This window comes from Salinisphaera sp. LB1 (assembly GCF_003177035.1).
Taxonomy (GTDB): Bacteria; Pseudomonadota; Gammaproteobacteria; order Nevskiales; family Salinisphaeraceae; genus Salinisphaera.
On the sequence record NZ_CP029488.1, the window covers coordinates 976516 to 1001121 of the forward strand.

Annotated in this window: 21 protein-coding genes and 1 pseudogene; 11 read left to right on the plus strand and 11 right to left on the minus strand. The window is 62.9% G+C overall.

Annotated elements, in window-relative coordinates; translation table 11 throughout:
- Position 1: 1 nt before the first annotated feature.
- Together SALB1_RS04455 and SALB1_RS04460 are read right to left on the minus strand one after the other, a co-directional pair.
- Positions 2-2614: an FAD-dependent oxidoreductase gene (locus SALB1_RS04455; protein WP_109992759.1), complete on the minus strand. Its 2613-nt coding sequence runs from the start codon at positions 2612-2614 to the stop codon at positions 2-4.
- Between the two features lie 13 nt (positions 2615-2627).
- The gene (locus SALB1_RS04460; protein WP_158590621.1) at positions 2628-3062 is read right to left on the minus strand and encodes a hypothetical protein; all 435 of its coding nucleotides are present in this window, start codon (positions 3060-3062) and stop codon (positions 2628-2630) included.
- 890 nt (positions 3063-3952) lie between these two features.
- Here SALB1_RS04460 and SALB1_RS04465 point away from each other — a divergent pair.
- From SALB1_RS04465 to SALB1_RS04485, 5 genes are all read left to right on the plus strand, one after another.
- Positions 3953-5272, plus strand: coding sequence for a glycine cleavage T C-terminal barrel domain-containing protein (locus SALB1_RS04465; RefSeq protein ID WP_109992761.1), 1320 nt, complete (start codon positions 3953-3955; stop codon positions 5270-5272).
- A gap of 357 nt (positions 5273-5629) precedes the next feature.
- Positions 5630-5809, plus strand: a complete 180-nt coding sequence (locus SALB1_RS04470; protein ID WP_199678693.1) for a fumarate hydratase C-terminal domain-containing protein — start codon at positions 5630-5632, stop codon at positions 5807-5809.
- Positions 5810-5867: 58 nt separating this feature from the next.
- Positions 5868-7490 carry an electron transfer flavoprotein-ubiquinone oxidoreductase gene (locus tag SALB1_RS04475; RefSeq protein WP_255414498.1) on the plus strand — a complete coding sequence of 541 codons (1623 nt, stop codon included), beginning with the start codon at positions 5868-5870 and terminating at the stop codon, positions 7488-7490.
- 15 nt (positions 7491-7505) lie between these two features.
- Entirely contained in the window at positions 7506-8252 is a 747-nt protein-coding gene (locus SALB1_RS04480) for an electron transfer flavoprotein subunit beta/FixA family protein (protein WP_109992762.1), read from the plus strand.
- Positions 8249-9199 carry an electron transfer flavoprotein subunit alpha/FixB family protein gene (locus tag SALB1_RS04485; protein ID WP_109992763.1) on the plus strand — a complete coding sequence of 317 codons (951 nt, stop codon included), beginning with the start codon at positions 8249-8251 and terminating at the stop codon, positions 9197-9199. Before SALB1_RS04480 ends, SALB1_RS04485 begins: the two co-directional genes overlap by 4 nt.
- Positions 9200-9315: 116 nt before the next feature.
- On the opposite strand, the pseudogene SALB1_RS04490 reads toward SALB1_RS04485, so the two are convergent.
- Both SALB1_RS04490 and SALB1_RS19830 read right to left on the minus strand, forming a co-directional pair.
- Positions 9316-9654 (minus strand): annotated as a pseudogene (locus SALB1_RS04490) (transposase domain-containing protein); the annotation flags it as partial.
- A gap of 186 nt (positions 9655-9840) precedes the next feature.
- Positions 9841-10044 carry a hypothetical protein gene (locus SALB1_RS19830; protein ID WP_158590623.1) on the minus strand — a complete coding sequence of 68 codons (204 nt, stop codon included), beginning with the start codon at positions 10042-10044 and terminating at the stop codon, positions 9841-9843.
- Positions 10045-10958: 914 nt separating this feature from the next.
- Between SALB1_RS19830 and SALB1_RS04500 the strand changes: the two genes are divergently transcribed.
- The 3 genes from SALB1_RS04500 (at position 10959) to SALB1_RS04510 (ending at position 13550) form a co-directional block, all read left to right on the plus strand.
- Positions 10959-11804, plus strand: coding sequence for a class I SAM-dependent methyltransferase (locus SALB1_RS04500; protein ID WP_109992766.1), 846 nt, complete (start codon positions 10959-10961; stop codon positions 11802-11804).
- A gap of 13 nt (positions 11805-11817) precedes the next feature.
- Positions 11818-12651 (plus strand): cyclopropane-fatty-acyl-phospholipid synthase family protein, encoded by an 834-nt coding sequence (locus SALB1_RS04505; RefSeq protein WP_109992767.1) that lies wholly within the window; start codon positions 11818-11820, stop codon positions 12649-12651.
- 128 nt (positions 12652-12779) lie between these two features.
- Positions 12780-13550, plus strand: a complete 771-nt coding sequence (locus SALB1_RS04510; RefSeq protein WP_109992768.1) for an SDR family NAD(P)-dependent oxidoreductase — start codon at positions 12780-12782, stop codon at positions 13548-13550.
- Positions 13551-13616: 66 nt separating this feature from the next.
- On the opposite strand, the gene SALB1_RS04515 is transcribed toward SALB1_RS04510, so the two are convergent.
- On the minus strand, positions 13617-14048 hold the full coding sequence (locus SALB1_RS04515) for an Rrf2 family transcriptional regulator (RefSeq protein WP_109992769.1): 432 nt from the start codon (positions 14046-14048) through the stop codon (positions 13617-13619).
- Positions 14049-14135: 87 nt separating this feature from the next.
- On the opposite strand from SALB1_RS04515, the gene hmpA reads away from it, so the two are divergent.
- Positions 14136-15362, plus strand: a complete 1227-nt coding sequence (gene hmpA, locus SALB1_RS04520; protein ID WP_109992770.1) for an NO-inducible flavohemoprotein — start codon at positions 14136-14138, stop codon at positions 15360-15362.
- 83 nt (positions 15363-15445) lie between these two features.
- Here hmpA and lipA read toward each other — a convergent pair whose 3' ends face one another.
- On the minus strand, positions 15446-16441 hold the full coding sequence (gene lipA, locus SALB1_RS04525) for a lipoyl synthase (RefSeq protein ID WP_109992771.1): 996 nt from the start codon (positions 16439-16441) through the stop codon (positions 15446-15448).
- A gap of 152 nt (positions 16442-16593) precedes the next feature.
- On the opposite strand from lipA, the gene SALB1_RS04530 reads away from it, so the two are divergent.
- Positions 16594-17688: a DUF5924 family protein gene (locus SALB1_RS04530; RefSeq protein WP_145961234.1), complete on the plus strand. Its 1095-nt coding sequence runs from the start codon at positions 16594-16596 to the stop codon at positions 17686-17688.
- A 21-nt stretch (positions 17689-17709) separates the two neighbouring features.
- Here SALB1_RS04530 and SALB1_RS04535 read toward each other — a convergent pair whose 3' ends face one another.
- Positions 17710-19887 carry an acetyl-CoA hydrolase/transferase C-terminal domain-containing protein gene (locus SALB1_RS04535; RefSeq protein ID WP_109992773.1) on the minus strand — a complete coding sequence of 726 codons (2178 nt, stop codon included), beginning with the start codon at positions 19885-19887 and terminating at the stop codon, positions 17710-17712.
- Positions 19888-19894: 7 nt separating this feature from the next.
- Positions 19895-20815, minus strand: a complete 921-nt coding sequence (locus SALB1_RS04540) for a lipid kinase (RefSeq protein WP_158590624.1) — start codon at positions 20813-20815, stop codon at positions 19895-19897.
- Between the two features lie 157 nt (positions 20816-20972).
- Between SALB1_RS04540 and SALB1_RS04545 the strand changes: the two genes are divergently transcribed.
- Complete coding sequence (locus tag SALB1_RS04545; protein WP_109992775.1) at positions 20973-21530, plus strand: YIP1 family protein; 558 nt, start codon at positions 20973-20975, stop codon at positions 21528-21530.
- Between the two features lie 118 nt (positions 21531-21648).
- On the opposite strand, the gene SALB1_RS04550 is transcribed toward SALB1_RS04545, so the two are convergent.
- From SALB1_RS04550 to SALB1_RS04560, 3 genes are read right to left on the minus strand one after another with little or no spacing between them, the layout of a single operon-like run.
- A complete protein-coding gene (locus SALB1_RS04550) occupies positions 21649-21837 on the minus strand; it encodes a hypothetical protein (RefSeq protein WP_109992776.1) in 189 nt (62 codons plus the stop codon).
- Between the two features lie 9 nt (positions 21838-21846).
- Positions 21847-22980 (minus strand): cytochrome d ubiquinol oxidase subunit II, encoded by a 1134-nt coding sequence (gene cydB, locus SALB1_RS04555; protein ID WP_109992777.1) that lies wholly within the window; start codon positions 22978-22980, stop codon positions 21847-21849.
- Between the two features lies 1 nt (position 22981).
- On the minus strand, positions 22982-24568 hold the full coding sequence (locus SALB1_RS04560; RefSeq protein WP_109992778.1) for a cytochrome ubiquinol oxidase subunit I: 1587 nt from the start codon (positions 24566-24568) through the stop codon (positions 22982-22984).
- Positions 24569-24606: the final 38 nt, after the last annotated feature.

Consider the following 24606-nt stretch of genomic DNA (forward strand, 5'->3'; position numbering starts at 1 on the left):
CTCAGGCGTGACGACGGGAGCGCTCGGGCAACGGGCTCGACGCCTCGCCCAGACCTTTCAAACGCGTGTTGTCCGGATCGTAGAGACCGCGACAGCCCACGGCCTCCACCCGGACCGGATAAGGCTGACCGAAATACTCGAGCACCAGATCGCGGCCCTCCTCTGCGTACTGCCACGGCAGATAACCCAGCGCGATGTTCTTACCGACCGAGGGACCGAAGGCAATGCTTGTCGCATATGAACGTCGCCCCAACTCATCGACCGGCACCTCGCCGGTTTCCGGATCGAGAATCGGCCAACTGCCCACGGGATAGCGTGCAACACCATTCCGGTCGACGTTTTCCAGCATGGTCATGGTGCACAGATACGCCGGCTGATGCGTTCGCTCACGCTGCGTCAGATAGGCTTCCTTGCCATGGAACTCGGCCGCTTTGACTTTCGGTCGCGACAGGCCAGCCTCATACAGATTGTAATCCGTGAGCAAATCTGCGTTCTGCAGGCGCAAGCTCTTTTCCAGCCGGCGACTGCTGGCATAGGTTTCGATACCAACCGGTGTGACACCGGCTTCGAACAACAGATCCCAGAGCGTCAGACCGTAGGAAAACGGCATGTACAGTTCCCAGCCCAATTCCCCGACATAAGAGATTCGGAATGCCCACACGGGCAAGCCGCGCACGCTGATCTCGCGCGCGGTGGCAAAGGGGAAGCCGGTCTCGCTCAGGCCGTCCGGGTCGTCGGCCAACGTCTGCAGCACTTTGCGTGCATTCGGCCCCCAGAGGCCGAGAGTCGCCAGCGAATCGGTGCGGTCCTCGATGTGAATAGTCGCGCCGCGCGACTCGGCCATGCGCTGAATCCAGACCAGATCGCGCGAACCGGTGCCGCCGCCACAGACCACGCGATAACAATCGTCGGCCAGACGAATAATGGTCAGATCAGCGCGGATACCGCCCGCGTGATCGAGGAAATGCGTATAGACGCCCTTGCCGATCGGCGTGGTGCCGCCGACCTTGGCCACCGACAGATACTCAAGCAGAGCTTCGGCGTCCGGTCCGGACACGTCAAAGATGGCGAAGTGGGACAGATTGATCATGCCCACGTCGTCGGACATTTTCAGTTGCTCGGCATTGGACACGCGCCAAAAATGGCGGTCATCCCATTCGTTGGCGCGCTCGGGAACACGATCACCGTAGGTCTCGAGCAGATGTTCATTGGCGGCATAGCCGTGCGCGCGTTCCCAGCCGGCCGACTCCATGAAATAGCCACCCAGCTCCTTCTCGCGCGACCAGAACGGGCTACGGCGCATGTTGCGGCCGTTTTCATACGGCTCGCTTGGATGTACGGCTGGATTATAGATCTTCTTGGCGGTCTCGTAGACGCGCCCGTAGACGTAGCTGGGGGTCTTCTGGATCGGATAGAAACGGGCAATGTCGATGTCGCAAGGGTCGACTTCCGGCTTGCCGTGGGTCATCCAGTCGGCCAGCACCTTGCCCATGCCCGGTCCGTCCTTGACCCAGACCGCTTCGCCGAACCACAGGCCGCGCGTCTCCGGCGATTCGCCCAGCAGTGAACCGCCATCGACCGAGACCGACATCAGACCGTTGAACGAGTTCTTGTCGTCCCAGCCGATATCACCGAGGATCGGCATGATCTCGACCGCACGCTCGTAGGCGCTCATCACCTGCTCGATGTCGAGATCGCGCATGGAGGGCGACATCCGGGCCTCGCCGGGCTCGGCGATATCCTTCACGTAGACCAGCCGCGGATCGTCCTGTTCGTAATAACCCCATTCCAGCTTGCCGCCCTCGCTGGTCGTCGGGTCGCCAGTATCGCGCATGTACGAGGAATTACCCTGATCCCGAAACAGCGGATAGCCGATCTCCTTGCCGGTCCCGGCGAACTCCTCATACGGGCCAAAGAACATCAGCGGGTGTTCGAACGGCATCAACGGCATCTTCGCACCCGCCATTTCGGCGAGTGGCGGACCCCAGATGCCGGCAGACAATACGACGATCGAGGTCTTGATATAGCCGCGGTGGGTCTCGACGCCGCAGATACGACCGTTCTGTACGTCGATCGACAGCGCCGGCGTATTGGCAAAGGTGGTGAGCTTACCGCTCGCCCTCGCCTGTTCGACCAGCTCGCCGGCGACCCGCTGGGATCTCGGCACAACAAGCCCGGCGTCCGGATCCCACATTGCGCCCTGGATCAGACTTTCCTCGACAAGCGGGAAACGCTGCTTGACCTCTCGCGGGCTAATCAGCGAAACATTGGTACCGAATGCCTTGCCCGAACCGACCTTGCGTTCGAGCTCCGCCATGCGCTCGTCGTCCCCGGTCCGGGCGACCTCGATGCCGCCAACGCGGCTGTAGTGGCCTAGCGACTCGTAGAACTTGCGACTATAGACCGTGGTGTAGCACGACATTCTGTCGTGCGAGGTCATGTAGCAGAAATCCGACGCATGCGAGGTTGAACTGATATCCGACGGAATGGCGGACTTATCGAGGCCGACGATATTGCGCCAACCCTGCTCGATCAGATGATGCGCCACGGACGCGCCGACAATGCCGCCCTGACCGACGATGACAACGTCTGCTTTTTCGGGGAACCGCGCCATTAACGTTCTCCTCTCACTTTCGTTTCTGATTGCTGTAATTGCACTGGTAATAATTTGGGGTGCTCGAACCGCCGACGTTGCCCGTATCCGGCCATTGGACGTCCAACCGACTCATTCGCACATGGCGCCAGCTTTCGGCACCCCGACCTGATTGAACGTAATTGATAGACCAACCGGCGATACCGAGCTCCGTATTCCCGCGCTTCGGCGTCATATCGTCGACCCGCGTATCGGAGTTGAGCCACGATGGCTCCGCGAATCGACCCATCAAGCGACTGTTCTTTTTGAGAAAGCGAGTCGAGGCACCGAGCCCGATATTGAGTCTCTTTCGTCGACCCAGAAGACCGCGAATACCTGCATGCACCGGCAGATTGACACCGTGGCTGCGGCGTATGCGCGCCATCCGGTTGCCGATCATCGTGGTATCGAAACAGAACCGGCTCACCATGGGCCCGGCAAAAAAGCACTGGGCTCAGAGCGCCTCGTCCGGCAACTCCGTTGCAAGCGACGCGCGGCCCTCGGCGAAATCGTTTCGCCGCCAGATGGATTCCGGCGCTATCGCTTGATTTCCGGACCTGCTCGGCCAACCTGATCGTGGCCGATATGCCGCCGGCGGGGAAACGACTCACGATAACCATCGACCTGTCCGGAAGTTCACGACCCCGGGCCAGCAGGCCACGCATTGGGCTGAACCCACAACGCGGCTGCGCCCAAGCCCGGCGTAGCGCATCCCGGCCCCATTGATGTTCGCAACGTCGCCCGGATGCAGGGCCGCGTCTTTTGACGAACCCATCTCGGGCCGCGTGTTCGTATTCGTGGCGATGTCGGTCGCTACCTGGTGCACGAATGCCCTCCTGGTCTTTGGCGTTGATGGGCTGGACGTCTATTGCACAGAGCAAATCGGGCAACATCGCCGACGGTCGACTACAGCTGGAAAACTCATGTTTCCCAAGCCGACTTCTGAGTTTGAAATTACGCGGAAGATCGGACCTGCAATGGCTTGAAAACGACGCACGCAGTCGCAAATGCGCCATTGTTGAGATATCAGGCGTTAAACCTCGGAGTGACTTAACCGGCGCGCCAGCATAAAGCAATGTCGAGCCTAATCAGCCCTCAAAACGACGGTCTTTTGCCAATGTCGCATCCCGATAATGCGACGTCGCGCACGGAACACCGGAAGTCTGGCAGGCGCGTAATGTCGGCAGCGTACTCACATTTAGCGCTTCAGCGCATTTCAATACCTCGAGTTGCCCCAAGGAGTGATTGCGTTACAGCCTGAACGAGGCCCGAGCCGGAGAAGCCGCTAACCTAAACCCAATTTTCAAGGATTGCGCCGCCATGTCGAATTCGAACCAACCCAACTACCAGCAAAGCATCGATCAAAGTGATCGGCACGTGCCATACAACCTCCGCCAGACCGGCGATCCCGGCATTCAGATGCTTATGTCAACGCGGGTACGCAAGTCGCCCTACTGGCATCTGTCGGTCGAGGCCGGCTGCTGGCGTGCAACCGTATACAACCGCATGTATCACCCGCGCGGCTATGTCCGTCCGGAAGATGGCGGCGCGATGGTGGAATATCGGGCACTGGTTAACGACGTCACGCTCTGGAATGTCGCGGTCGAGCGCCCGATTCGAGTCAAGGGACCGGACGCAGAGGCGTTCTGCAACTATGTTTGCACACGCGATGTCACCCGAGTGGCGCCGATGCGCGGACGCTATGTCGTGCTGTGCGACACCAAGGGCCATGTGCTGAATGATCCGATCATGCTGCGGATATCGGACGACGAATTCTGGTTCACAATCAGTGATTCGGATCTCGCGTACTGGTTCAAGGGCGTGAACGTCGAGGGTCGCTTCGACGTCAGTATCGACGAAATCGACGTCTCCCCGTTGCAGATTCAGGGTCCAAAATCCGAAGCGATGATGATCGACCTGGTCGGCGAAGGGGTGCGCGACGTGCCCTATTACGGGCTCATGGCTTCGGTTATCGACGGCGTCGATGTGCTCGTGTCACAAACCGGCTTCACCGGCGAGAAGGGTTACGAGGTCTACGCTTACGACTCGACCATCAACGCCGAGACCGTCTGGAACGCTATTCTCAAAGCCGGTGAAAAACATAATCTGATGGTCATCGCCCCGGCCCATCACCGCCGAATCGCGGCCGGTATCCTGTCTTACGGGCAGGATATGGATCACGAAACCAATCCGTTCCAGTGCAACCTCGGCCATATGGTGCCGCGCAAGAAAACCGCGGACTATATCGGCAAGAAAGCGCTGGAAGCCACCCGTGAGCAGGTCGAGAACGGCAATCCGCCATTCACCCATCAACTGGTGGGCCTCAAGCTCGGCGGCAAACCGATCGAGGACTATGCTTCCGACTTCTGGCTGGTCGCCAAGAGCGCCGATGCCGAGCCTTGCGGCTATATTACCTCGCCCTGGTACTCGCCGGAGCTCGAAACCAATATCGCAATGGCTTACGTGCCGGTCGCCGAGAGTGCGCTGGGCACCCAGCTCGTGGTTTGGCTGCCCGAGGCGCTTCAATCGGTACCGGGCAAACCGGTTGATGCCGAAGTGGTCGAGATGCCGTTCCGCGAATCCGTCAACAAGAGTTCGCGGGAACAGGCCAAGGCCCAGGGGCGCGACTACGCTTACTGAGTCCATCTGCGACTGAGCCGGCGGCCTCGAAACGAGTTGGTGTTCGCTTGAATGCAGGGCGGCGCGCGGGTGTACAAACACCCTCGGACAGCCGCCTTCTTGCACGGCTCCTGCGGATAGACCGCGTGCGTTCGCACCGGAACACTCGTGGCACCCAAGCCATAGGACAGCAAGGCCGTGCACGCTGAACCAACAGCGACCCGTTGCCGATGGCGGTTCGCTCACGCGAACCCATTGCGTAAAAAATATGTTTAAAGCGACCATGAAGCGAATAGCAACAGCCGATGAAGCAAATACGACCCGTCGCCGCCCACATCCATCTGATGGCGGTGGGTGGCGATGCCGATCGGGTGTCCAATGCGATTCGGAGCGCGCGTCATCGCGTTCAATGATCTGGATAGCGAGGCCATCCACGATTTCGAGGTCGAATACCTGCCGGTAACGTCGGCCGTTGACGCCGGCGGCCACTCCATCCACGACAGCGGCGTGACGTACCGGCGCCGTTTTATCGCGGATATTCGGGCAACAGTCGAATAGACATTGATCCGAGCAAGAACGAAGCTCAGTAACCTAGTATTCCAATCAGAGCACGGTTATGGACGAATCGATAGAACGCGATGTCATGGCATACGATGTGGTCATCATCGGCGCCGGCCCGGCAGGTCTTGCGGCGGCCATGCGTCTCAAACAGAAAGACGCCGACAAGAGCGTCTGCGTGCTGGAGAAAGCCTCGGAGATCGGCGCCCATAGCCTGGCCGGCGCGGTGATCGAGACCGGTCCGCTGGATGAACTCGTGCCCGGCTGGCGCGACGATCCGCCCCCGATCTGCGTGGACGCGACCGACGACGAATTCTGGATGCTGAAAAAAGACGGCGCGCGCAAGCTGCCCACCCCGCCGCAACAGAACAACCATGGCAACGTCATCATTTCCATCGCCAACCTCATGGCCTGGCTGGCGCCGAAGGCCGAAGCGCTGGGCGTGGAAATCTATCCCGGCTTTTCGGCCGCCGAGGCCGTTTTCGACGAGTCCGGAGCCGTCAAGGGGGTACGTACGCCGGACATGGGGCTGGACCGCCAGGGTAACCGGAAAGACAGCTTTACGCCGGGCATCGAAATCCACGCTCCGGTCACGATCTTTGCCGAGGGCTGTCGCGGCCATTGCAGCAAGCAGCTGATCCAACACTTCGAGCTCGATAAGGACTACGACCCGCAAACGTACGGCATCGGTCTTAAGGAGCTGTGGGAAGTACCCGAAGGCCGCACCCAACCGGGCTTGATCCAGCACACCATCGGCTGGCCACTGGATGACGCCACCTACGGCGGCAGCTTCATTTATCACCTCAACAACAACCGAATCGCGATTGGTTTTGTGGCCGGCCTCGACTACGCCGACCCGCGCTTCAAACCGTTCGAAGCCTTTCAGCAATTGAAGCATCATCCCAAGATCAAGCCGCTGCTGGAAGGCGGCGAGATCATCTCCGCCGGTGCCCGCGCACTGGTCGAAGGCGGCTGGCAATCGTTGCCGAAGACCGAGATGCCGGGGGCGATCTTGATCGGCGACGCAGCAGGCACGCTCAATGTGCCTAAAATCAAGGGCATCCATACCGCCATGAACAGCGGCATGCTGGCCGCCGATCACCTCATTGACACGGGCAAAGCCGACGGCTTCGATCGCGTACTGCGTGGCTCGAGCGTGGCTAGAGAGCTGAAAAAGGTCCGCAATATCCGCCCCGGCTTCAACAAGGGGAAATGGAAAGGTCTGTTGAACGCGGCCTGGGAGACGGCCACTGCCGGCAAATCGCCTTGGACATTGCATAATCACAGCGATTGGCAAGCGACGAAAAAACTCAGCGAAATCGCGACCGAGACACCGGACGAAGCCCAGGACTATGTGAAGCGGGATCTCGCGCCGAGAGATCGGCTCGCTTCGGTCTATTTCGCGCAGACCGAGCACGACGAGGATCAGCCCGTGCATCTGCAGATTCTCGAACCGGATATCTGCACCAGCCGCTGCGTCACCGAATACGGCAACCCATGTACCCGCTTCTGTCCGGCTTCCGTCTATGAAATGGTCGATAACGCACAAGGCGAGCGCGAGCTGAAGATCAACGCCGCCAACTGCGTACACTGCAAGACCTGCGATATCAAGGACCCCTACCAGATCATCAATTGGGTCGTACCCGAAGGCGGCTCGGGGCCGAATTACTACAACCTCTGATTGCCAAGGAAAATCATGAAAGTACTGGTCAGCATTAAACGCGCAATCGACTATAACGTGCGCATACGAATTAAACCGGACGGCTCCGGCGTGGAGACCGACGGTGTCAAGCACAGTGTCAACCCGTTCGATGAAATCGCCATCGAGCAGGCCATGCGCTGGAAAGAATCGGGCGAAGCTGACGAAGTGGTGGCGGTGACGATCGGTTCGGATGCGGCCAAGGAACAGCTGCGCAGCGCGCTGGCTTTCGGCTGCGATCGCGCCATCCATATCAAAACGGACGAGCCGGTCCAGCCGTTGACCGCGGCGCGCGTGTTCGAAGCGATCGCCAAACAGGAGGAACCGACAGTCTTTCTGATGGGCAAACAGGCGATCGACGACGATGCCAACCAAACCGGGCAGATGACCGCCGCCCTGCTGGAGTGGCCGCAGGCGACGTTCGCCTCCGTGATCGAGCTGAACGGCGATACCGCTCGGGTCACGCGTGAGATCGATGCCGGCCTGGAAACGTTGGACGTGGACCTACCGGCCGTGATTACGACCGATTTGCGCCTGAACGAGCCGCGCTACCTCAAGTTGCCGGACATCATGAAGGCCAAGAAGAAACCGATTGAAGACAGCAGCATGGACGACCTGGGGGTCCGCCCCGCCCCCGGACTGGACACCCGGAAGGTCGCACCGCCGCCGCAGCGCGAACCCGGCGTGATGGTCGAGTCGGTCGACGCACTGGTTTCCAAACTCAAGGAAAAAGGTCTGTTATGAGCTCAATACTCGTTATCGCCGATCACCTGAACGGCACGCTCAATTCCTCGACCGCGCGGGCCGTGACCTGTGCGCGAGATTTGGGGATCGACACCATCGATGTCCTGGTGCTGGCCGACGACGGTGCCGCGCTTGCGGGCGAGGCGGCCCGGATCGAAGGCGTTACAAAAGTCCGGTACGCCGACAACCCCGCCAACGCGCATCCGGTGGCGGCCACCCTGGCGCCGCAGATCGTGGCCGCGGTCGAGTCCGGGGGCTATAGCCATCTGCTCGGCCCCAACACGACCTTTGGCAAGGATCTCATGCCACGTGTGGCCGCCAAACTCGGGGTGGCGATGGTTACCGACATCATGGCCGTGCATGGCCCTTATGAATTCGATCGACCGATCTATGCCGGCAACGCGATCACCACGGTTGCCGCATCCGAGGATCAAGTCCTGGTCGGCTCGGTCCGCAGCGCCTCCTATGCCGAAGCGCCCAACGGCAACGACGCCGCCGTCGAGGCACTGACCCTGGATGCCGAGCTACCCAGCCATACCCGGTTCGTCAATCTGGAGCAGCATAAATCCGATCGCCCCGATCTACAGACCGCGACCAAAGTCGTCTCCGGCGGCCGTGCCGTCGGCAGCGAGGAAAATTTCAAGCTGATCTACGACTTCGCCGACAAAATCGGCGCGGCAGTGGGCGCATCGCGCGCTGCGGTCGATGCCGGCTATGTACCCAATGACATGCAGGTCGGTCAAACGGGTAAGGTCATCTCGCCGGAACTCTATATGTGTTTCGGCATTTCCGGCGCCATTCAACACCTGGCCGGCATCAAGGACGCCGGCACGATCGTGGCCGTTAATAACGATGAAGACGCCCCGATATTCGAGGTGGCCGATATCGGGCTGGTTGGCGACCTGTTCGAGATCATTCCGGCTTTAGAGGCCCGAATGCAGCAATAGGATCGTCGACCCGGGCAGGCGATGAAAAATCGCCTTGCCCTGTGATGCGCGCCGCTCGACCCGACATCAGTCGCTTGATGCAACATCCGCGGAGAAACGATAGCGCGCAGAAGACGTCAGCCGGCGACCCTTCGGCGAAAGAATCGCGCATCGCGGCCACCTTCGGGTGGCCGCCGTCGTGTAACCGACGATTCGGCGACGTTACTGCCGAAGCGGTCGATATCGAAACGCAACGGGGTCTCGGCGAAGTATCCCTTCCAGAGCCGCAAGGTGAGTTAGGCAACCCGGCGGGCCGGATGGACGCCCATGCGCTGGAGCACGTCCACCATATAGGTATACGGATCGACGCCATGTAGTCGGCATGCACTGGTCAGGCTCCGGGTAATGCCCGCGGGCTCGGCCCCGACTTCCGTCCAACAGAACAGCCAATTGCGACGCCCGATCAGAATCGCCCGGCGTTTTTCTGATTTGGCACCCAACGGCTCGCGCGTGAACCAGACGAGCCGACGCTCGGCCAGTATGGCGCTGGGCCGCCGCCAACTGTTCACACAGGGTCGTAGCTTGTGCGACAGCCTTGTCATGTTTCTGCGCCGGCGCCGTGGCGGACAAGCGACTGAATCCCTTGCGATTTCAGACGTAAATCATACCCGGCCCAATGCCCCGGAAACCGGCGGATGCCTACGTTTGCATTGTTTTCTGACCGGCACGTCCAGGCCTTCGAGCAAGGACTCGAATGCGGTCCGTGACAGCGACACCGTCGACCATGACGCCGTACGATCGCCACCGAGCCCGCCCTTCTCGATGCGTCTGCTCGAGATACAGTAGCCGCCAGCGTCGAAGTACAAGCACTTCAGCTGGTACGTCGGCGGTTGATTATCAACCCGGCGCCAAAATAGATGATTTTTCGGTTAATAGCGCGAGTATGCGACCGCATGACCGCCGCGGCCGTTGGCCGCTAAGCCTTTGCAAATAAAAGACGGACAGGCGCCAGCTTTTATTTTTGAAGGCGGTGAAAACAGCTGATGAAGTCAGCTGTTTTGATGCCGGATTAATAACACGAAACCGTGGCCCGCTGAGCGGGGCCTCGCCCGGCGCAGCCGCAGACAGACGCCATCGCCCAAATCGAGTTCGATATCCCAGGCCGTTGTCGTCCGCGACGGCCCGTCCAGGCCCGAGGCGTGACCAGCACGGCGTTCGGAGGAGGCAAATACCCGGCGCGCGAGTGCGGCTTCCACGACTGGAACGCGCTCTTGGGCAGAGCTCTTGGGCAGCCCGTGCTCGACACAGAAGGCCGCTTGACTCCGGCCGCCGGCAGCCCGGGCTCGCACCGGCTGTTGCCATTGTTCGGGCGGACGCGACGCATGCGGCATGACTGAAAACTCCCGTGGTGAATACGACGGGAAGCCGGTTTGCCAGCCAAGGGAGCCGGGGAATGACGTCTTGGTTTAACCCGTTCCGCCGTGGCGGCATCGAGACGTGCGTAGAAGGCAGCAAATAGCTGCATCAGACAACATTGTTTGCGCAGATGACAGCCGGATTCAAATCAGCCGCACACGATTGACTTGTCAACTCCGTATTCCTGCGGATGCCTTGTCGAGACAGGCTTACAGCGCGATCCACGGACACCACCCGGCGCGCCGCAGGCATGGCGCGCAATTGAAAGTCGGTTCGGTCTGTACATACGGTGTCAGGGCATCATTTGAAAAGCTTGCGGCCGGCGCGCAAAGCGCCTCAACGGCTGCAACGGAGGCATTTGCGTATGAGTAGCGACCCCATGTTCCAACGCACGCAGGATTTCGGCGACCAACCGACCGAAATCCGCGAAACAGACCACTACCAACACGAATACGTCCACGATTTCGTCCAACGCTGGGACGACCTGATCGACTGGGACGGTCGGGCGGCCAGCGAAGGCAGTTTTTTCATCGATGTGCTCAGGAAGTACGGCTGCGAGACGGTCATCGATGCCGCTTGCGGCACCGGCTTCCATTCCGTCCAGCTGCTGCGCGCCGGCTTCGAAGTCGCCAGCGTCGACGGCAGCCCCCAGATGCTCACCAAGGCGTTCGACAACGCTCGCGAGCGTGGCTTCATCCTCAAGACCGTACATACCGACTGGCGCTGGATGACCCGCGACATGGTCGGCCGCTATGACGCGATCATCTGTCTCGGCAACTCCTTCACGCATATCTTCAACGAGCACGACCGGCGCCGCACGCTCGCCGAGTTCTACTCGATGCTCAAGCACGACGGCATCCTCATCCTCGACCAGCGCAATTACGATGCACTGCTCGACGGCAAGACCGGCGGCCCGAGCCATAAGTTCTATTACTGCGGCGAAGGCGTGTCCGCCCAGCCCGAGCATGTCGACAAGGGTCTGGCGCGCTTCCGTTATGAATTCTCGGACGACGGCTCGGTCTACCACCTGAACATGTTCCCGCTACGCAAGGCCTATGTGCACGACCTGATGCACCAGGTCGGTTTCCAGCGCGTGACCACCTTTGGCGATTTCCAGTCGAGCTATCGCGAAAGCGATCCGGATTTCTTCATTCACGTCGCGGAGAAGAGCTATCTCTCGGCCGACGAAGACGACGACGTCAGCGAATAAACAGGGGGAACCAATGAGCGAGTATTCCAAGGCGGTCAGGACCGCCCAGAACTACTACAACAGCGCCGACGCCGACAATTTCTACTCCAGCCTCTGGGGCGGCGAAGACATTCACATCGGCCTGTACCGGTCCGACGACGAGCCGGTCACCGCGGCCAGTCATCGCACCGTCGCCCGTATGGCCGAGTTGGTGGCCGACAAGCTCGGCCCCGACGCCCGGGTGTTGGATATCGGCGGCGGCTATGGCGGGTCGGCCCGCTATATCGCCGCGAAATACGGCGCCGAGGTCGTGTCGTTGAACCTGTCCGAGGTCCAGAACGAGCGCGGGCGCAGACAGACCGCCGAACGCGGGCTGGACGACAAGGTCACCATCGTCGACGGCAATTTCGAGGATATTCCCTTCGATGCCGACAGCTTCGACGTGGTCTGGTCGCAGGACGCGATCCTGCATTCCGGCAATCGGCCGCGCGTGCTCGACGAGGTCGTGCGCGTATTGAAGCCGGGCGGCGTGTTCGTGTTCACCGACCCGATGTCGGCCGACGACGTGCCGGCCGAGGCCTTGCAGCCGGTGCTCGATCGCATTCAGCTGGACACCATGGGCTCACCCGGCTTCTACCGCGAACAGCTGACCCGGCGCGGCCTGACCGAGCGCCTCTTCGAGGACCGCACTGAGCAGATACCGCGTCACTATGACCGGATCCACCGTGAGCTCGACTCTCACCACCGCGAGCTCGACGGCCGGATCTCCGAAACCTATATTGCCAACATGAAGAAAGGGCTGCAGCACTGGGTGGATGCCGGATCGGCCGGACGGCTGGCCTGGGGCATCATGGTGTTCGACAACTGACCGAACGCTACCCTGCCGTAGCGGCCGGGACTTGGGTTGTGACACGCAACGCGTCATAGTCCCGGTCACTGGTTTCAAGGCGCCGCCCGGCCCAGCCGGCGGCGCTTTTTATCGACAAGGATAGATCCATGACTGAACGATTTTCCGGCCAAACCGTGGTCGTCACCGGCGCCGGCTCCGGTATCGGCGCCGCCACCGCCAGGCGATTCGCTGCCGAGGGCGCCAACGTGGTGCTCGTGGGGCGCACCCGCGAGAAACTCGAAGCCGTGTTCGGCGATGGGGCGGACAACACCAGGCTGATGATTCACGCCGCCGATGTCGCCGATGCCCATCAGGTCGACGCGCTGTTCAAGGCTGTCATCGATCGCTTCGGCGGGCTGGATGTGCTGGTCAACAACGCTGGCGTGGCCTCGGGTGGGCCGATCGCCGAGGTCTCGGACGACGACTGGAAAAAAGTGATGTCGATCAACGTCGACGGCGTATTCCACTGCACGCGGGCCGCCATGCCGCATCTGTCGAACAGCGGCGGATCCATCGTCAACACCTCGTCTGTGTCAGGCCTGGGCGGCGACTGGTCGTTTGCCACGTACAACACCAGCAAGGGCGCGGTGAGCAACTTCACCCGTGCGGTGGCACTGGACTACGTCAATACCGGCGTGCGCGTGAACGCGGTCTGCCCGAGCCTGACCCGCTCCGAGCTTACCGACGACATGTTCGAAAAAGACGCGCTGATGACAAAGTTCGCCGAGCGTATTCCCATGGGCCGCGGTGCCGAGGCCGAGGAAGTCGGCGACGTCATCGTGTTCCTGGCCAGCAACGATGCCCGTTTCATCAACGGCGTGAACCTGCCGGTCGACGGCGGCCTGTCGGCCTCCAACGGCCAGCCGCCGCTGGCCTGATCCCGGCGCCAGAACGTCAACCCCCGGCCCGCCTCGGCGCGGCCGGGGGTTTTTGCTTTTTTCGGGTCAGGGATGCCCGAGCAAAGCCGACAGCTCGGCGCGGTTGGAGATCAGGCGATCGAGCGTGTAATCGTCCAGCACCGCCAGAAACGCCTGCTGTGCCACCCCCAGCACGTGCTTGAGACCGCAAACCGGATCGATGGGGCAGGTCGAATCCGGCCCGAAGCACTCCAGCAGTCGCAGATTCTCGGTCTGGCGTACCAGGGTGCCGATATTGATGGTCTCAACCGGTACGGCCAGTAACAGCCCGCCCCCGCGCCCCCGGTAGCTGTGGATATAGCCGAGCTGCACCAGCGTCTGTGCCACCTTGGCCACATGATGACTCGATATGGCATAGCGAGCCGCGACCTCCTGAACACGAGCCGGCTCGGTGGCATCGCGCACGGCCAGATAGATCAGCAGGCGCAGCGCGTAATCCGTATGGGTGGTCAGTTGCATGGGCGGGATCTTGACTCTGAATCGGCAAAATATATACTCATTTAAATAGGTATATCACATGCTTTTTTAAACCCAGGAGAGCCCTCCATGCTCACAGCGCAGCAGACCGCCGCGATCAAGGCAACCGTCCCGCTTCTCAACGAACACGGCGAAACACTGGCCCGCACCATGTACGCGCGGATGTTCAGCCACAATCCCGAGGTCAAGGCCTATTTCAACCCGGCTCACCAGCTCTCCGGCCGCCAGCAGAAAGCCTTGTCGAACGCGGTCTGTGCCTATGCCCAGCACATCGACAACCCGTCGGCCCTGGCCGATGCGGTCGAATTGATCGCGCAAAAGCATGTCTCGCTGGGAATCGCGCCGGAACACTACCCGATCGTGGGCGAGAATCTCCTGGCCGCCATCCGCGAGGTCCTGGGCGAGGCCGCCACCGACGAAGTCATCGATGCATGGGCCGCCGCCTACGGCCAACTGGCCGATATCTTCATCGAGCGTGAGCGCCAGATCTACGCCGAGCAGGCGGCCCGCGACGGCTGGTCCGGCTTCAAGCCGTTCGTCGTCACGCGCCGCGAGCCGGCCGCCGACAATATCGTGTCGCTGTATCTGGAACCGGTCGACGGCCAGCCGCTGGCGGCGCATCGCCCGGGGCAATACGTGGCCATCCAGACGGAATTGCCCGACGACGACAGCGCGCTGCGCAACTACAGCCTGTCGAACGCACCGGGCACACCGTACTATCGGATCAGCGTCAAACGTGAGGACGCCCCGGCGGCGAACGCGCCCAACGGCAAATTCTCGAACTACGCGCACGACCAATTGGCCGTCGGCGACCATGTTCGGCTCAGCCCGCCCTGCGGTGAATTCACCCTGCAGGCGGACGACGCCTCACGACCGCTGGTACTGCTGGCCGGCGGGGTCGGTATCACGCCGCTGTTGTCGATGCTGCATGCAGCCGTGGAAACCGACCCGAGGCGCGACATCGTGCTCATACAGGCCGTGCGTGAACGCCGACTGCGCCCGTTCAGCGACGAAATCGACGCGCTCGCCGCCGCACACGACAACCTGCGCGTCCATGTCCGCTACAGTGAACCGGCGGCCGATGATCCGACCGATAGCGACGACGCGAGCCGCGGCCTGATCGACCACGCCCTGCTCGATGCGCTGGTCGGCGATCGGCCGGCCGATTACTACTTCTGCGGCCCCAAGCCGATGCTGGCCCTGGTGCGGCGACTCCTGGACCAGCGCCGGGTGCCGGATTCGGCGATGCACTATGAGTTCTTCGGCCCGGCCGACGGCCTCGACGAAGCCGCCTGAGGATCTATGTCAACACAGCGACCGGCGGCACGGCCGGTCGCTGCGGCATCGGGCTCGGCGCCGCGGGGACAAGCGCGCGGCGCTTAGGCTGTTTCCTCCAGCCCGGCGTTGTTCTGGTCGAACACCCGATCGGCGCGATAGGAGCTGCGCACCAACGGCCCGGAGACCACTTCCATGAAACCGCGCGCCAGGCCCCACTGGCGATATTTCTTGAAGTCGTCCGGCGGGACATAGCGATCGATCGGCAGGTGATTGACCGTCGGGCGCAGGTACTGGCCGAAGGTGACGATGTCGACGCCGATGGCGGCCAGATCGTCCAGTGTTTCGGCGATTTCGGCCTCGGTCTCGCCCAGGCCCAGCATCACGGACGTCTTGGTCAACACATCCGGATTATGCTTTTTCGCATGCGCGAGGACGTCCAGCGTCTGCTGGTAGCCCGCGCGCGCGTCGCGCACGACATGCGTCAGGCGCTTGACCGTCTCCACGTTCTGGGCGAACACCTCCAGCCCTGAATCGACCACGGTCTCGACATGGGCCTGCACCCCGCGGAAATCCGGGGCCAGTGCTTCCACCCGTGTTTCCGGCGTACGGCGCTTGATCGCCTTCACGCAGTCGGCATAGTGCTGGGCCCCGCCGTCGGCCAGATCGTCGCGATCCACCGAGGTGAGCACGATATAGTTCAGGCCCATGATCTCGACCGAGTCGGCACAGTGCTCCGGCTCGTCGGCATCCAGCCAGCCATGCGGATTGCCGGTGTCCACCGCACAGAACTTGCAGGCGCGCGTGCAGGTGTCGCCCATGATCATGATGGTGGCGGTGCCGTGGGTCCAGCATTCGCCAATGTTCGGACACATCGACTCCTCGCACACCGTGGCCAGCTTGTGCTGGCGCACATTGTCCTTGACCTTGGCGTACTCGCCGCCGGAAGGCAGGCGCGCGCGCAACCAGTCCGGCTTGCGCCCGATCGGCACCGCGGCCGCCTTCTTGGAGGCCTTCATGCCGTTCTTGATGGCGCGCGTGCCGTTGGGTTTGCTCACCTTGGTCCCGGTGACCACGGGAATGCCCTTGAACTCGCTCATATCCTCGATCCGGTCTGGCGGTTATCGATCGGCCGATCATGATAACACCCACCGATTCGAACCATACGCGTGTTGCGTAAGCCGCTGCCGCCGCGCGCCGCTGCTATGATAGCGCGTTGATTTCGCCGCCCGCCGACGAGCCCTCGCCGCCCGTGTCGCGTTCCGATCCTGCGCTTGAAACCACCGTCCCGGCGAGCCGCACCGATCAGCTGATCGCGCGCGTGCTGGACAGCCGTGCCGGGCAGCTGGCCTATCGGTTCCGGCGCCTGGTGCCCGTGGCGTCGTTCGCGATCGGTCTGGGCAGCTATTTTCTCATCCAGCGCCAGAACGCCCTGGCCCAGTGGCTGACCGCGCTCATGCTGCTGGGCTGGGTGGCGCTGCTGTTCGAAGGTCTGTTGTGTCGCATTCTCGCCCGCTTCGTCGGCGAGCGTGTGCCGCAGATCCTGGTGCGCTATGCCGCCCAGGTGCTGCACCAGGAAACGCTGTTCTTCGTCCTGCCGTTTTTCCTGACCACCACCACCTGGCGGTCGGCGCAGTGCGTATTCACCGGGCTGATCGTCATCGCCGCCGTGGCCTCGACAATCGATCCGCTGTATTACGACGTGATCGCGCGCCGGCGCTGGCTGTTTCTCGGCTACCACGCCTTCACGCTGTTCGCGGCCATCCTGGCCGGTGGGCCGATCATTCTGTCCCTGACTACGGGCAACTCCATCGCGCTCGCCTCTGCGGTGATGGGGGTCTGTGCCCTGCCCAGTTTCAACGATGTGTTGCGCGCCCGGCACTGGTCGCGCTGGTTCGTACTCGCCGGCCTGTCGATCGCGCTCGGCGGCGGCGCCTGGATGGCGCGTTTCTGGATCCCGCCGGCCACGCTCAACGCCAAGCACATGGCCATCACCACCCGGATGGATACCGCCAACCGGCAACCCGGGCCGGACCAACATCATTTCACCGTGGCCCAACTGCGGACCAATGGCCTGTATGCCTTCTCGGCGATCAAGGCGCCGCGCGGTCTGCATCAGAAGGTGCTGCATGTGTGGTCGCATGACGGCAAAGTAGTGAGCCGGATACCGCTGCATATCCGCGGCGGCACGCGCAACAACGGTTTCCGGACCTGGAGCCACAAGACCTCGCTCGGCCCGAATCCGGTGGGCTACTGGCGGGTCGCCGTGGTCACCGACGACGGCCAGTTGATCGGCGCGGAACGCTTCACCGTCGATCGCGCCCGCGGCAACGGTCCGGGCGATTGAAGCGCGGGCCCCGGACCGGCCTCAGTGGCCGCCGATGGCACCGGATTCGAGCAGCGCCATCGTCACCAGGCGGGCCTGCCAACGCTCACGCCAACGCGTGGGCCGATCCAGATCCATTCGCTCGAGATAAGGTACGGCCGCCGCATGCGCGCAGCGCAGCCTGGGCGCGTTGCGGGCCACCACGGCCATCAGCCGGGCCGACGAGGCCGAGCGCAACGAGCGCAGCGCGCCGATCAGCGCCCGCTCGATATCGGTGAAATCACAGCCGTACGGATACTGGGGAAAGCCGCCGTCGCGGCGATCCGGGGCCAGCCAGTCATGTACGGCCGCCGGCGTGTTGGCCCGGGCCGCCGCCGGGATGCGATAACGCGGCGACAGCTTGCCGGCGGCCACCGCGGTCGCGCGCAGCTCGTCCTGGAAACGGGCGTCAGCGATCTCGATCAGGGCGATGGCGACGTCTTCGTCGGTCTTGCCGCGCAGGTCGGCCACCCCGTACTCGGTGGCCACGATGTCGCGCAGGTGGCGCGGGATGGTGTTGTAGCCGTAGCGTGCCACGATGTTGGATTCCAGCCCGTTCGCACCGGACCGGACCGCGCGTACGCAGACAATTGAGCGCGCGCCCGCCAGTTCGTGCGCCTGGGCCACGAAATTGTATTGCCCGCCCACGCCGGACAGGACCTGCCCCGACTCGAGGCCGTCGGACGCCACCGCGCCGTCCAGCGAGGCCTTGAGCGCGGTGTTGATAAAGCGTGCATTGGTGCGCTGGGCGCGTTTGATCGCCTCGTTGCCGTATAGATGGTTGATCTCGCCGACGCTGGTCATGTGGAAACGCTCGCGCGTGTCCGCGTCGAGATCGCGCAGGCGTTGATAGAAGTCGTTCGGCCCGAGAAAGAAACCACCGTGGACCAGCGTCGCCCCGGCGAGATGCGTGCCCAGACAACGCGCCTCGATCTCACTCCGGGCGTCGCGATCAGCCAGGTTCGCCGCGATCGGCGGCTCATGGTCGCCAGCGGACAGGTGCCCATCCAGCCACACCACCCCGGCATGAAACACACCGATGGACTTCAGATACGCGACATCATCCGCGCTGAGCTGGCCATCGATCGCGCCGGCCTCCCGCAACGCGGTGAGCGTGCGCGGACCGACGGCCTCGTCGATGGCGCCAGCGTTGAGCAATGTCTGGACGGTCAGGTCGTCGTAGACCGCGCGCTTGATCACCCCGGCGCGATGCAGCTGCAGATAGGCATCCACCAGCATTTCGGTACAGCCATAGAGCCCGCGCTCGAACACGCCCCGACCGGCATGGCGATCGACCAGGACGTGTTCGGCGGCGGTCGCCGGCATGCGCCCGATCAGCCGGCGAAAGCGGGCATTGTCGTTGTGGCGCAGCGCCAGGCAATAGGCGATGGCATCGGACAGACTGCCGATGCCGATCTGTAGCGTACCGCCGTCTGCCACCAGCGCCGCCACGCGTGCGGCAATGGCGTAATCGGCGTCGGGCACGGGCGCGGCCGGCGCGCCGAACGGCTTGAAGTCGGCGGCAGGGCCCTCGAACAATGCATCCATCCGGCGGCTGGACACCAGCGCGCTGCGGGTCATGGTCGGCAACCGGCGGTTGACCTGGCCGACGATCAGCGGCGCGGTGCCGGCCTCGCGCATGCGCTCGACGACCGGCATCAGATCCAGCGTGACATCGGTGTTGCACGACAACGAGATTTCGTCATCGCGAATGCCGGGCGCGACCATCTGCATAAGCACGTTCACCCCGGCATCGAGCAGATCGCGCGCCGCGTGGGTGTAGTTCACCGAGCGATAATGGCGCTGGGCATAAGTATTGCCCAGCATGGCGCCGGGCTGGAAGAAAAACTCCGATACGGTGACGTTGGCCGGCAGCGCGCCGCGCTTGAGATCGCGCAGATAATCCAGTCCCGGGTAATCGCCGAACACGCGCTCGACGATCGGCCCCATCAACCGGCGCTCAAGATCGCCCGAGGGCTCGGGCACATCCAGCGAGAGCGCCGTGATGAAGGTCAGATCGAGAGCCGGATCGGCACAGGCGCGTCGATACAGCGCGTTCATGAGCGTCGCGGCCTTGCCCAGCCCCAACGGCGCACCCACACACAGCCTGCGGCCGACGCGCCCGATCAACCAGTCGACCAGCGCCTCGGCATCGGTGAATCGTTCGGGCTCACGCGCCATCGGGCACCTACGTGGCCGAGGCCGGTTTGGCGCGACCGTAGCGATCGATGTACGCACGCGGCACCTTGACGGTCAGCGCCCGTGGCCACACCCGGAAGGTCGCGGGCGTAGCCGTGAGAATCTCACCGTCGGTGTTGATATCCATCGGCTGCTCGGTGTGAATCTCGAACGCCCTGCTCTCGAACAGCTGCACGCCCTGCATGGCCTTGTTCGGCCCGCGCACCAGCCACGGCAGCATCCCGATCAGCGACGACAGCGGCTGGGGCTTGAGGCTGTAAAGATCGAGCCGGCCATCGTCGAGCGCGGCGTCGCAGGATACCGCGAGGCCCCCGCCAAAATAGCGCCCGTTGCCGACGGCAATCTGAATCGACTCGATATGTTCACTGCGTCCCTCGAAACGGACTTCGGCCCGAAACGGTTCGGTATCCCGCACTGCGGAGAACACATTGGCGGCGTAGCCGAAAGATCCCAGCCATTTCTTGGCCGTACCGGAGCGATACTCACTGGCCCGTACGGCCAGACCGATACTGGCGACGTTGAGGAAATAGACCTCGTTGCACTGGCCCAGATCGATGCCGTGATCGATGCCGTCGACCACGTTGTCGCAGGCCGCGACCAGATCGGTGGGTATCAATAGCGTACGGGCGAAATCGTTGGCGGTGCCGAGTGGCAGCACAGCCATCGGCTTGCCGCATTCCAGCATCGCCTTCGACGCCAGATTGAGCGTCCCGTCACCGCCGCCGAGCACCACCACATCGACTTCCCCGGCTTGGCGGTGGATGGCGGCCGACACATCGTCAGGCCGGTCGAAGCGGGCCTCGACGACGTCGACGTCGCGCGCGGCCAGATGTTCGACCGCAGCTCGCGCATTGGCCTTGCCCTGGCGCGATTCGCGGTTGATGAGCAGTAGAGCGCGCAGGCTGATCACCCTGATCGAAATATGTGCTGCTAGCGTAAGCGGCTGTCGCAGGCAGGGCAATCGAGAATTGCCGCGGCCATGGCTGCCCGCAGCCAAGCTTGCTGGCTGGTCTTCACCGACGGTTTGCCCCACGCTGTGATGCGTTCACGCAAACCAAGATCATCGCATGAGTGGATTCATTGAACGCATGGTCGGCGCCGCCAGGCTCGAGGTGCCGATCTACGAGGAAGTCGAACATGACAGCGCGGCCACCGGGCAGGCCGCCGGTGTCGTCATCCTGGCCGCGATCGCGGCCGGCATCGGCGCGCTTGGCCACGCCGGTTTCGGCGGCCTGATCCTGGCGCTGGTGGGGGCGCTGCTGGGCTGGGTGATCTGGGCGGTGACCGTCTGGTTCGTCGGCACCAAGATGCTGCCGCAGGCCCAAACCGAGGCCGATATCGGCCAACTGTTGCGCACCATGGGCTTCGCTGCCTCGCCCGGCCTGTTGCGCCTGTTCGAGATCGTGCCGGTCCTCGGCAGCCTGGTCGCGCTGGTGGTTTCGATCTGGATGCTGGTCGCCATGATCGTCGCGGTACGCCAGGCACTCGACTACGACAACACCTGGCGCGCGATCGGCGTGGTGGTGATTGGCTGGGTCATCCAGCTGCTGATCGCCTGGCTGATCGGCGGCGCGGCCATCTACGGCATGGGCGGCCCGCCGGCCGGCGGCGGTGGCGCGGTCTGAGCGCAGGCGCGGCGGGCAAAAAAACGCCGGGCGACCGCCCGGCGTTCTCCCCCCACCCCTTTTTTGGGCCTGCCAAGGTTTTGCCCAACGCCTCGGCAGCCCCTACCCCCTTCTCGTGTTACTCGAGCGGCTCGTCCTCATAGCGCGCATCGAGCATGACCGTGCCGGCCACGGCAATCAGGATGATCATGACCGTGCCCAGCACCCAGGCCAGGTACCAGGCGCCGCGCTCGCCCAGCACGATGGCCAGGAACAGGGCGACGAAGGCCACGAGCAACCAGAAAATGAACTGCAATACGGTTTTCATGGTGAACTCCTAGTACGCGTGGTCGTCGTTTTCGATCGAGGCGGGTGTGACCTTGCCGCGCATCACGTAAAACGCCCAGCTGGTGTAGACGAGGATGATCGGCACGAAGATCAGCGTGAACACCAGCATCCAGCCCAGCGTGCCGGCACTCGATGACGCATCCCAGACCGTCAGGCTCTGGCTCGGGTTGCTCGACGACGGCATGAGGAACGGGAACATGGCGGCGCCGACGGTGCCGATGGTCGCCGCCCAGGCGACGGCTCCCGCCCACCAGGCGACGGTCGCCGCGCCGCGGCGCGCAGCAACAACGCCCGCCGCGATCGCGACATAAACCAGCCCCGGGATCGCCCACAACGCCGGCACGGCGCCGTAGTTATGCAGCCAGGCTCCGGCTTCGCGAACCACCGTCTTGTCCAGCGGCAGCGCCGGACCGGCCGGATCGGCGCCCGCGGTGATCACATAGCCGTGGATGAATGCGACCCATACGCCGCCGATGGTGAACAGCACCAGCGCGACCGGGCCGCTGACCGTGGCCAGGCGTATCGCGCGCTCACGGATCACGCCTTCGCCGCGGCCCATGATCATGGTCGATCCCTGATACAGCGCCAGGGCCAGCGACACCAGCCCGCACAGGATCGCGAACGGATTGAACAGCGTAATGAAGCTGCCGGTGTAGTACGACACCATGTCCCAGGAAAAGTGGAAGGGCACGCCCTCGAGCATGTTGCCCATGGCCGCGCCGAACACGATCATTGGCACCGCGCCGGAGATGAACAACGTCCAGTCCCACAGATTGCGCCAGCCCATGCTGGGCATCTTGCTGCGGTATTCGAAGCCGAGCGGCCGCACGATCATCGCCCACAGCAACAGCAACATGACCACATACAGGCCGGAAAAGGCGGTGGCATAGATCGTCGGCCAGGCCGCGAACACGGCGCCGCCGCCCAGGATGAACCACACCTGGTTGCCATCCCAGTGCGGGGCGATCATGTTGATCGCCGCACGCCGCTCGCCGTCGGTGCGCCCGAAATAACGCAGAGCCGCCCCGACGCCCATGTCCATGCCCACCATTACGGCCAGGCCGATCAACAGGACGCCGAGCAGCGCCCACCAGATCAGTTTGAGTACGATGTACAACTCCATTTTATGCCTCGCTCCACTGCGACATGCGGGGTGGGGTGGCCGGCTCACTCTGGCCATGGCCATCGTCGGGGTCGTCCGGTCCAAGCCGGATGTACTTCACCATCAGGAACATCTCGATCATGATGAAGATCGAATAAAGCAGCACGAAGCCAGTCAGCGAGAAGATCATGTAGCCAACCGAATGGGTCGAGGCCGAGACCCAGGTCGGCAGCTGCTCGTAGACCGTCCAGGGCTGGCGTCCGAGCTCCGCGACCAGCCAGCCCGCCTCGTTGGCGATGAAGGGCACTGGAATCATCCAGGGTGCGACCTTGAGGAACCAGCGCTTGTCGACGATCGTGCCGCGCAGTGAATAATTCACCGCCAGGATCAGGAAGGCCAGCATCAAGAACGCGGCGGCCACCATGATCCGGAAGCTCCAGAATACGGGCGCTACCGGCGGGATGGCGTCACGCGCGGCTTTTTCGATCTGGGCGTCAGTGGCATTGGCAACGTCCGGCGCGTAGCGCTGGACCAACCGGGCATAGCCGAGATCGTCCTTGTGGGCATTGAACTTGGCGCGGGCGGCCGCGTCGTTCGGGTGCTCACGCAGGGTCTTGAGTGCCACCAGTCCAGGGATGCCGTTGCGAATCCGCTTCGCGGCCTGTTTTTCCAGATCGTCCACGCCGGGGATCGATTGACTGAAGCTGTGCGTCACCAGCGGCGTGAGCAGATACGGAATCTGCAACTCGAACTCGTTTTTCTGTTCCGCCTGGTTGGGCCAGGCGATCACGTTGAAGCCCGCCGGTGCCGGCGCAGTCTTCCACAGCCCTTCCATCGCCGCCAGCTTGGTCGGCTGGTCCTCGCCGTTGATGAAGCCGAGCGCATCGCCCAGGCAGATCACCGCGATACTGGCAAAGATGCCGAACAAGGCCGCCATCCGGAACGAGCGCTTGGCCAGCTCGACGTGGCGCTTGCGCAGCATGTAGAAGGCACTGATGCCGAGCACGAACATCGCCGCGGTCAGATAACCGGCGATGCTGGTATGCACGAACTTGGCCTGGGCGTCCGGGTTGAACACCAGATTGGTGAAGCTGGTCAACTCCATGCGCATGGTGGCGGGGTTGAACGTGGACCCCACCGGCGACTGCATGTAGCCGTTGGCGATCAGAATCCACAGCGCCGACAGGTTCGAGCCGAGTGCGACCATATAGGTCACCAGCAGATGCTTGCCGCGCGACAGCTTGCCCCAGCCGAACAGCATCAACCCGACCATCGTGGACTCGAGGAAGAACGCCATCAGGCCCTCGATGGCCAGCGGCGCGCCGAAGATATCGCCCACATAGTGCGAATAGGTCGACCAGTTGGTGCCGAACTGGAACTCCATGGTCAGCCCGGTGGCTACGCCGAGCGCGAAGTTGATCGCGAACAGCTTGCTCCAGAACTGCGTCATCTGGCGATAGATCGAGCGGCCGGTGATGACATACACCGTCTCGATGGCCGCCAGCAGCATGCTCAGCCCGAGCGTGAGCGGCACGAATATAAAGTGATAGAGCACGGTGGCAGCAAACTGCCAGCGCGATAGGTCGACAACGGTATCCAGGGAGTGCATCGGTCACGTCTCCGATCAAAGCGGCCCGGCCAGACAGC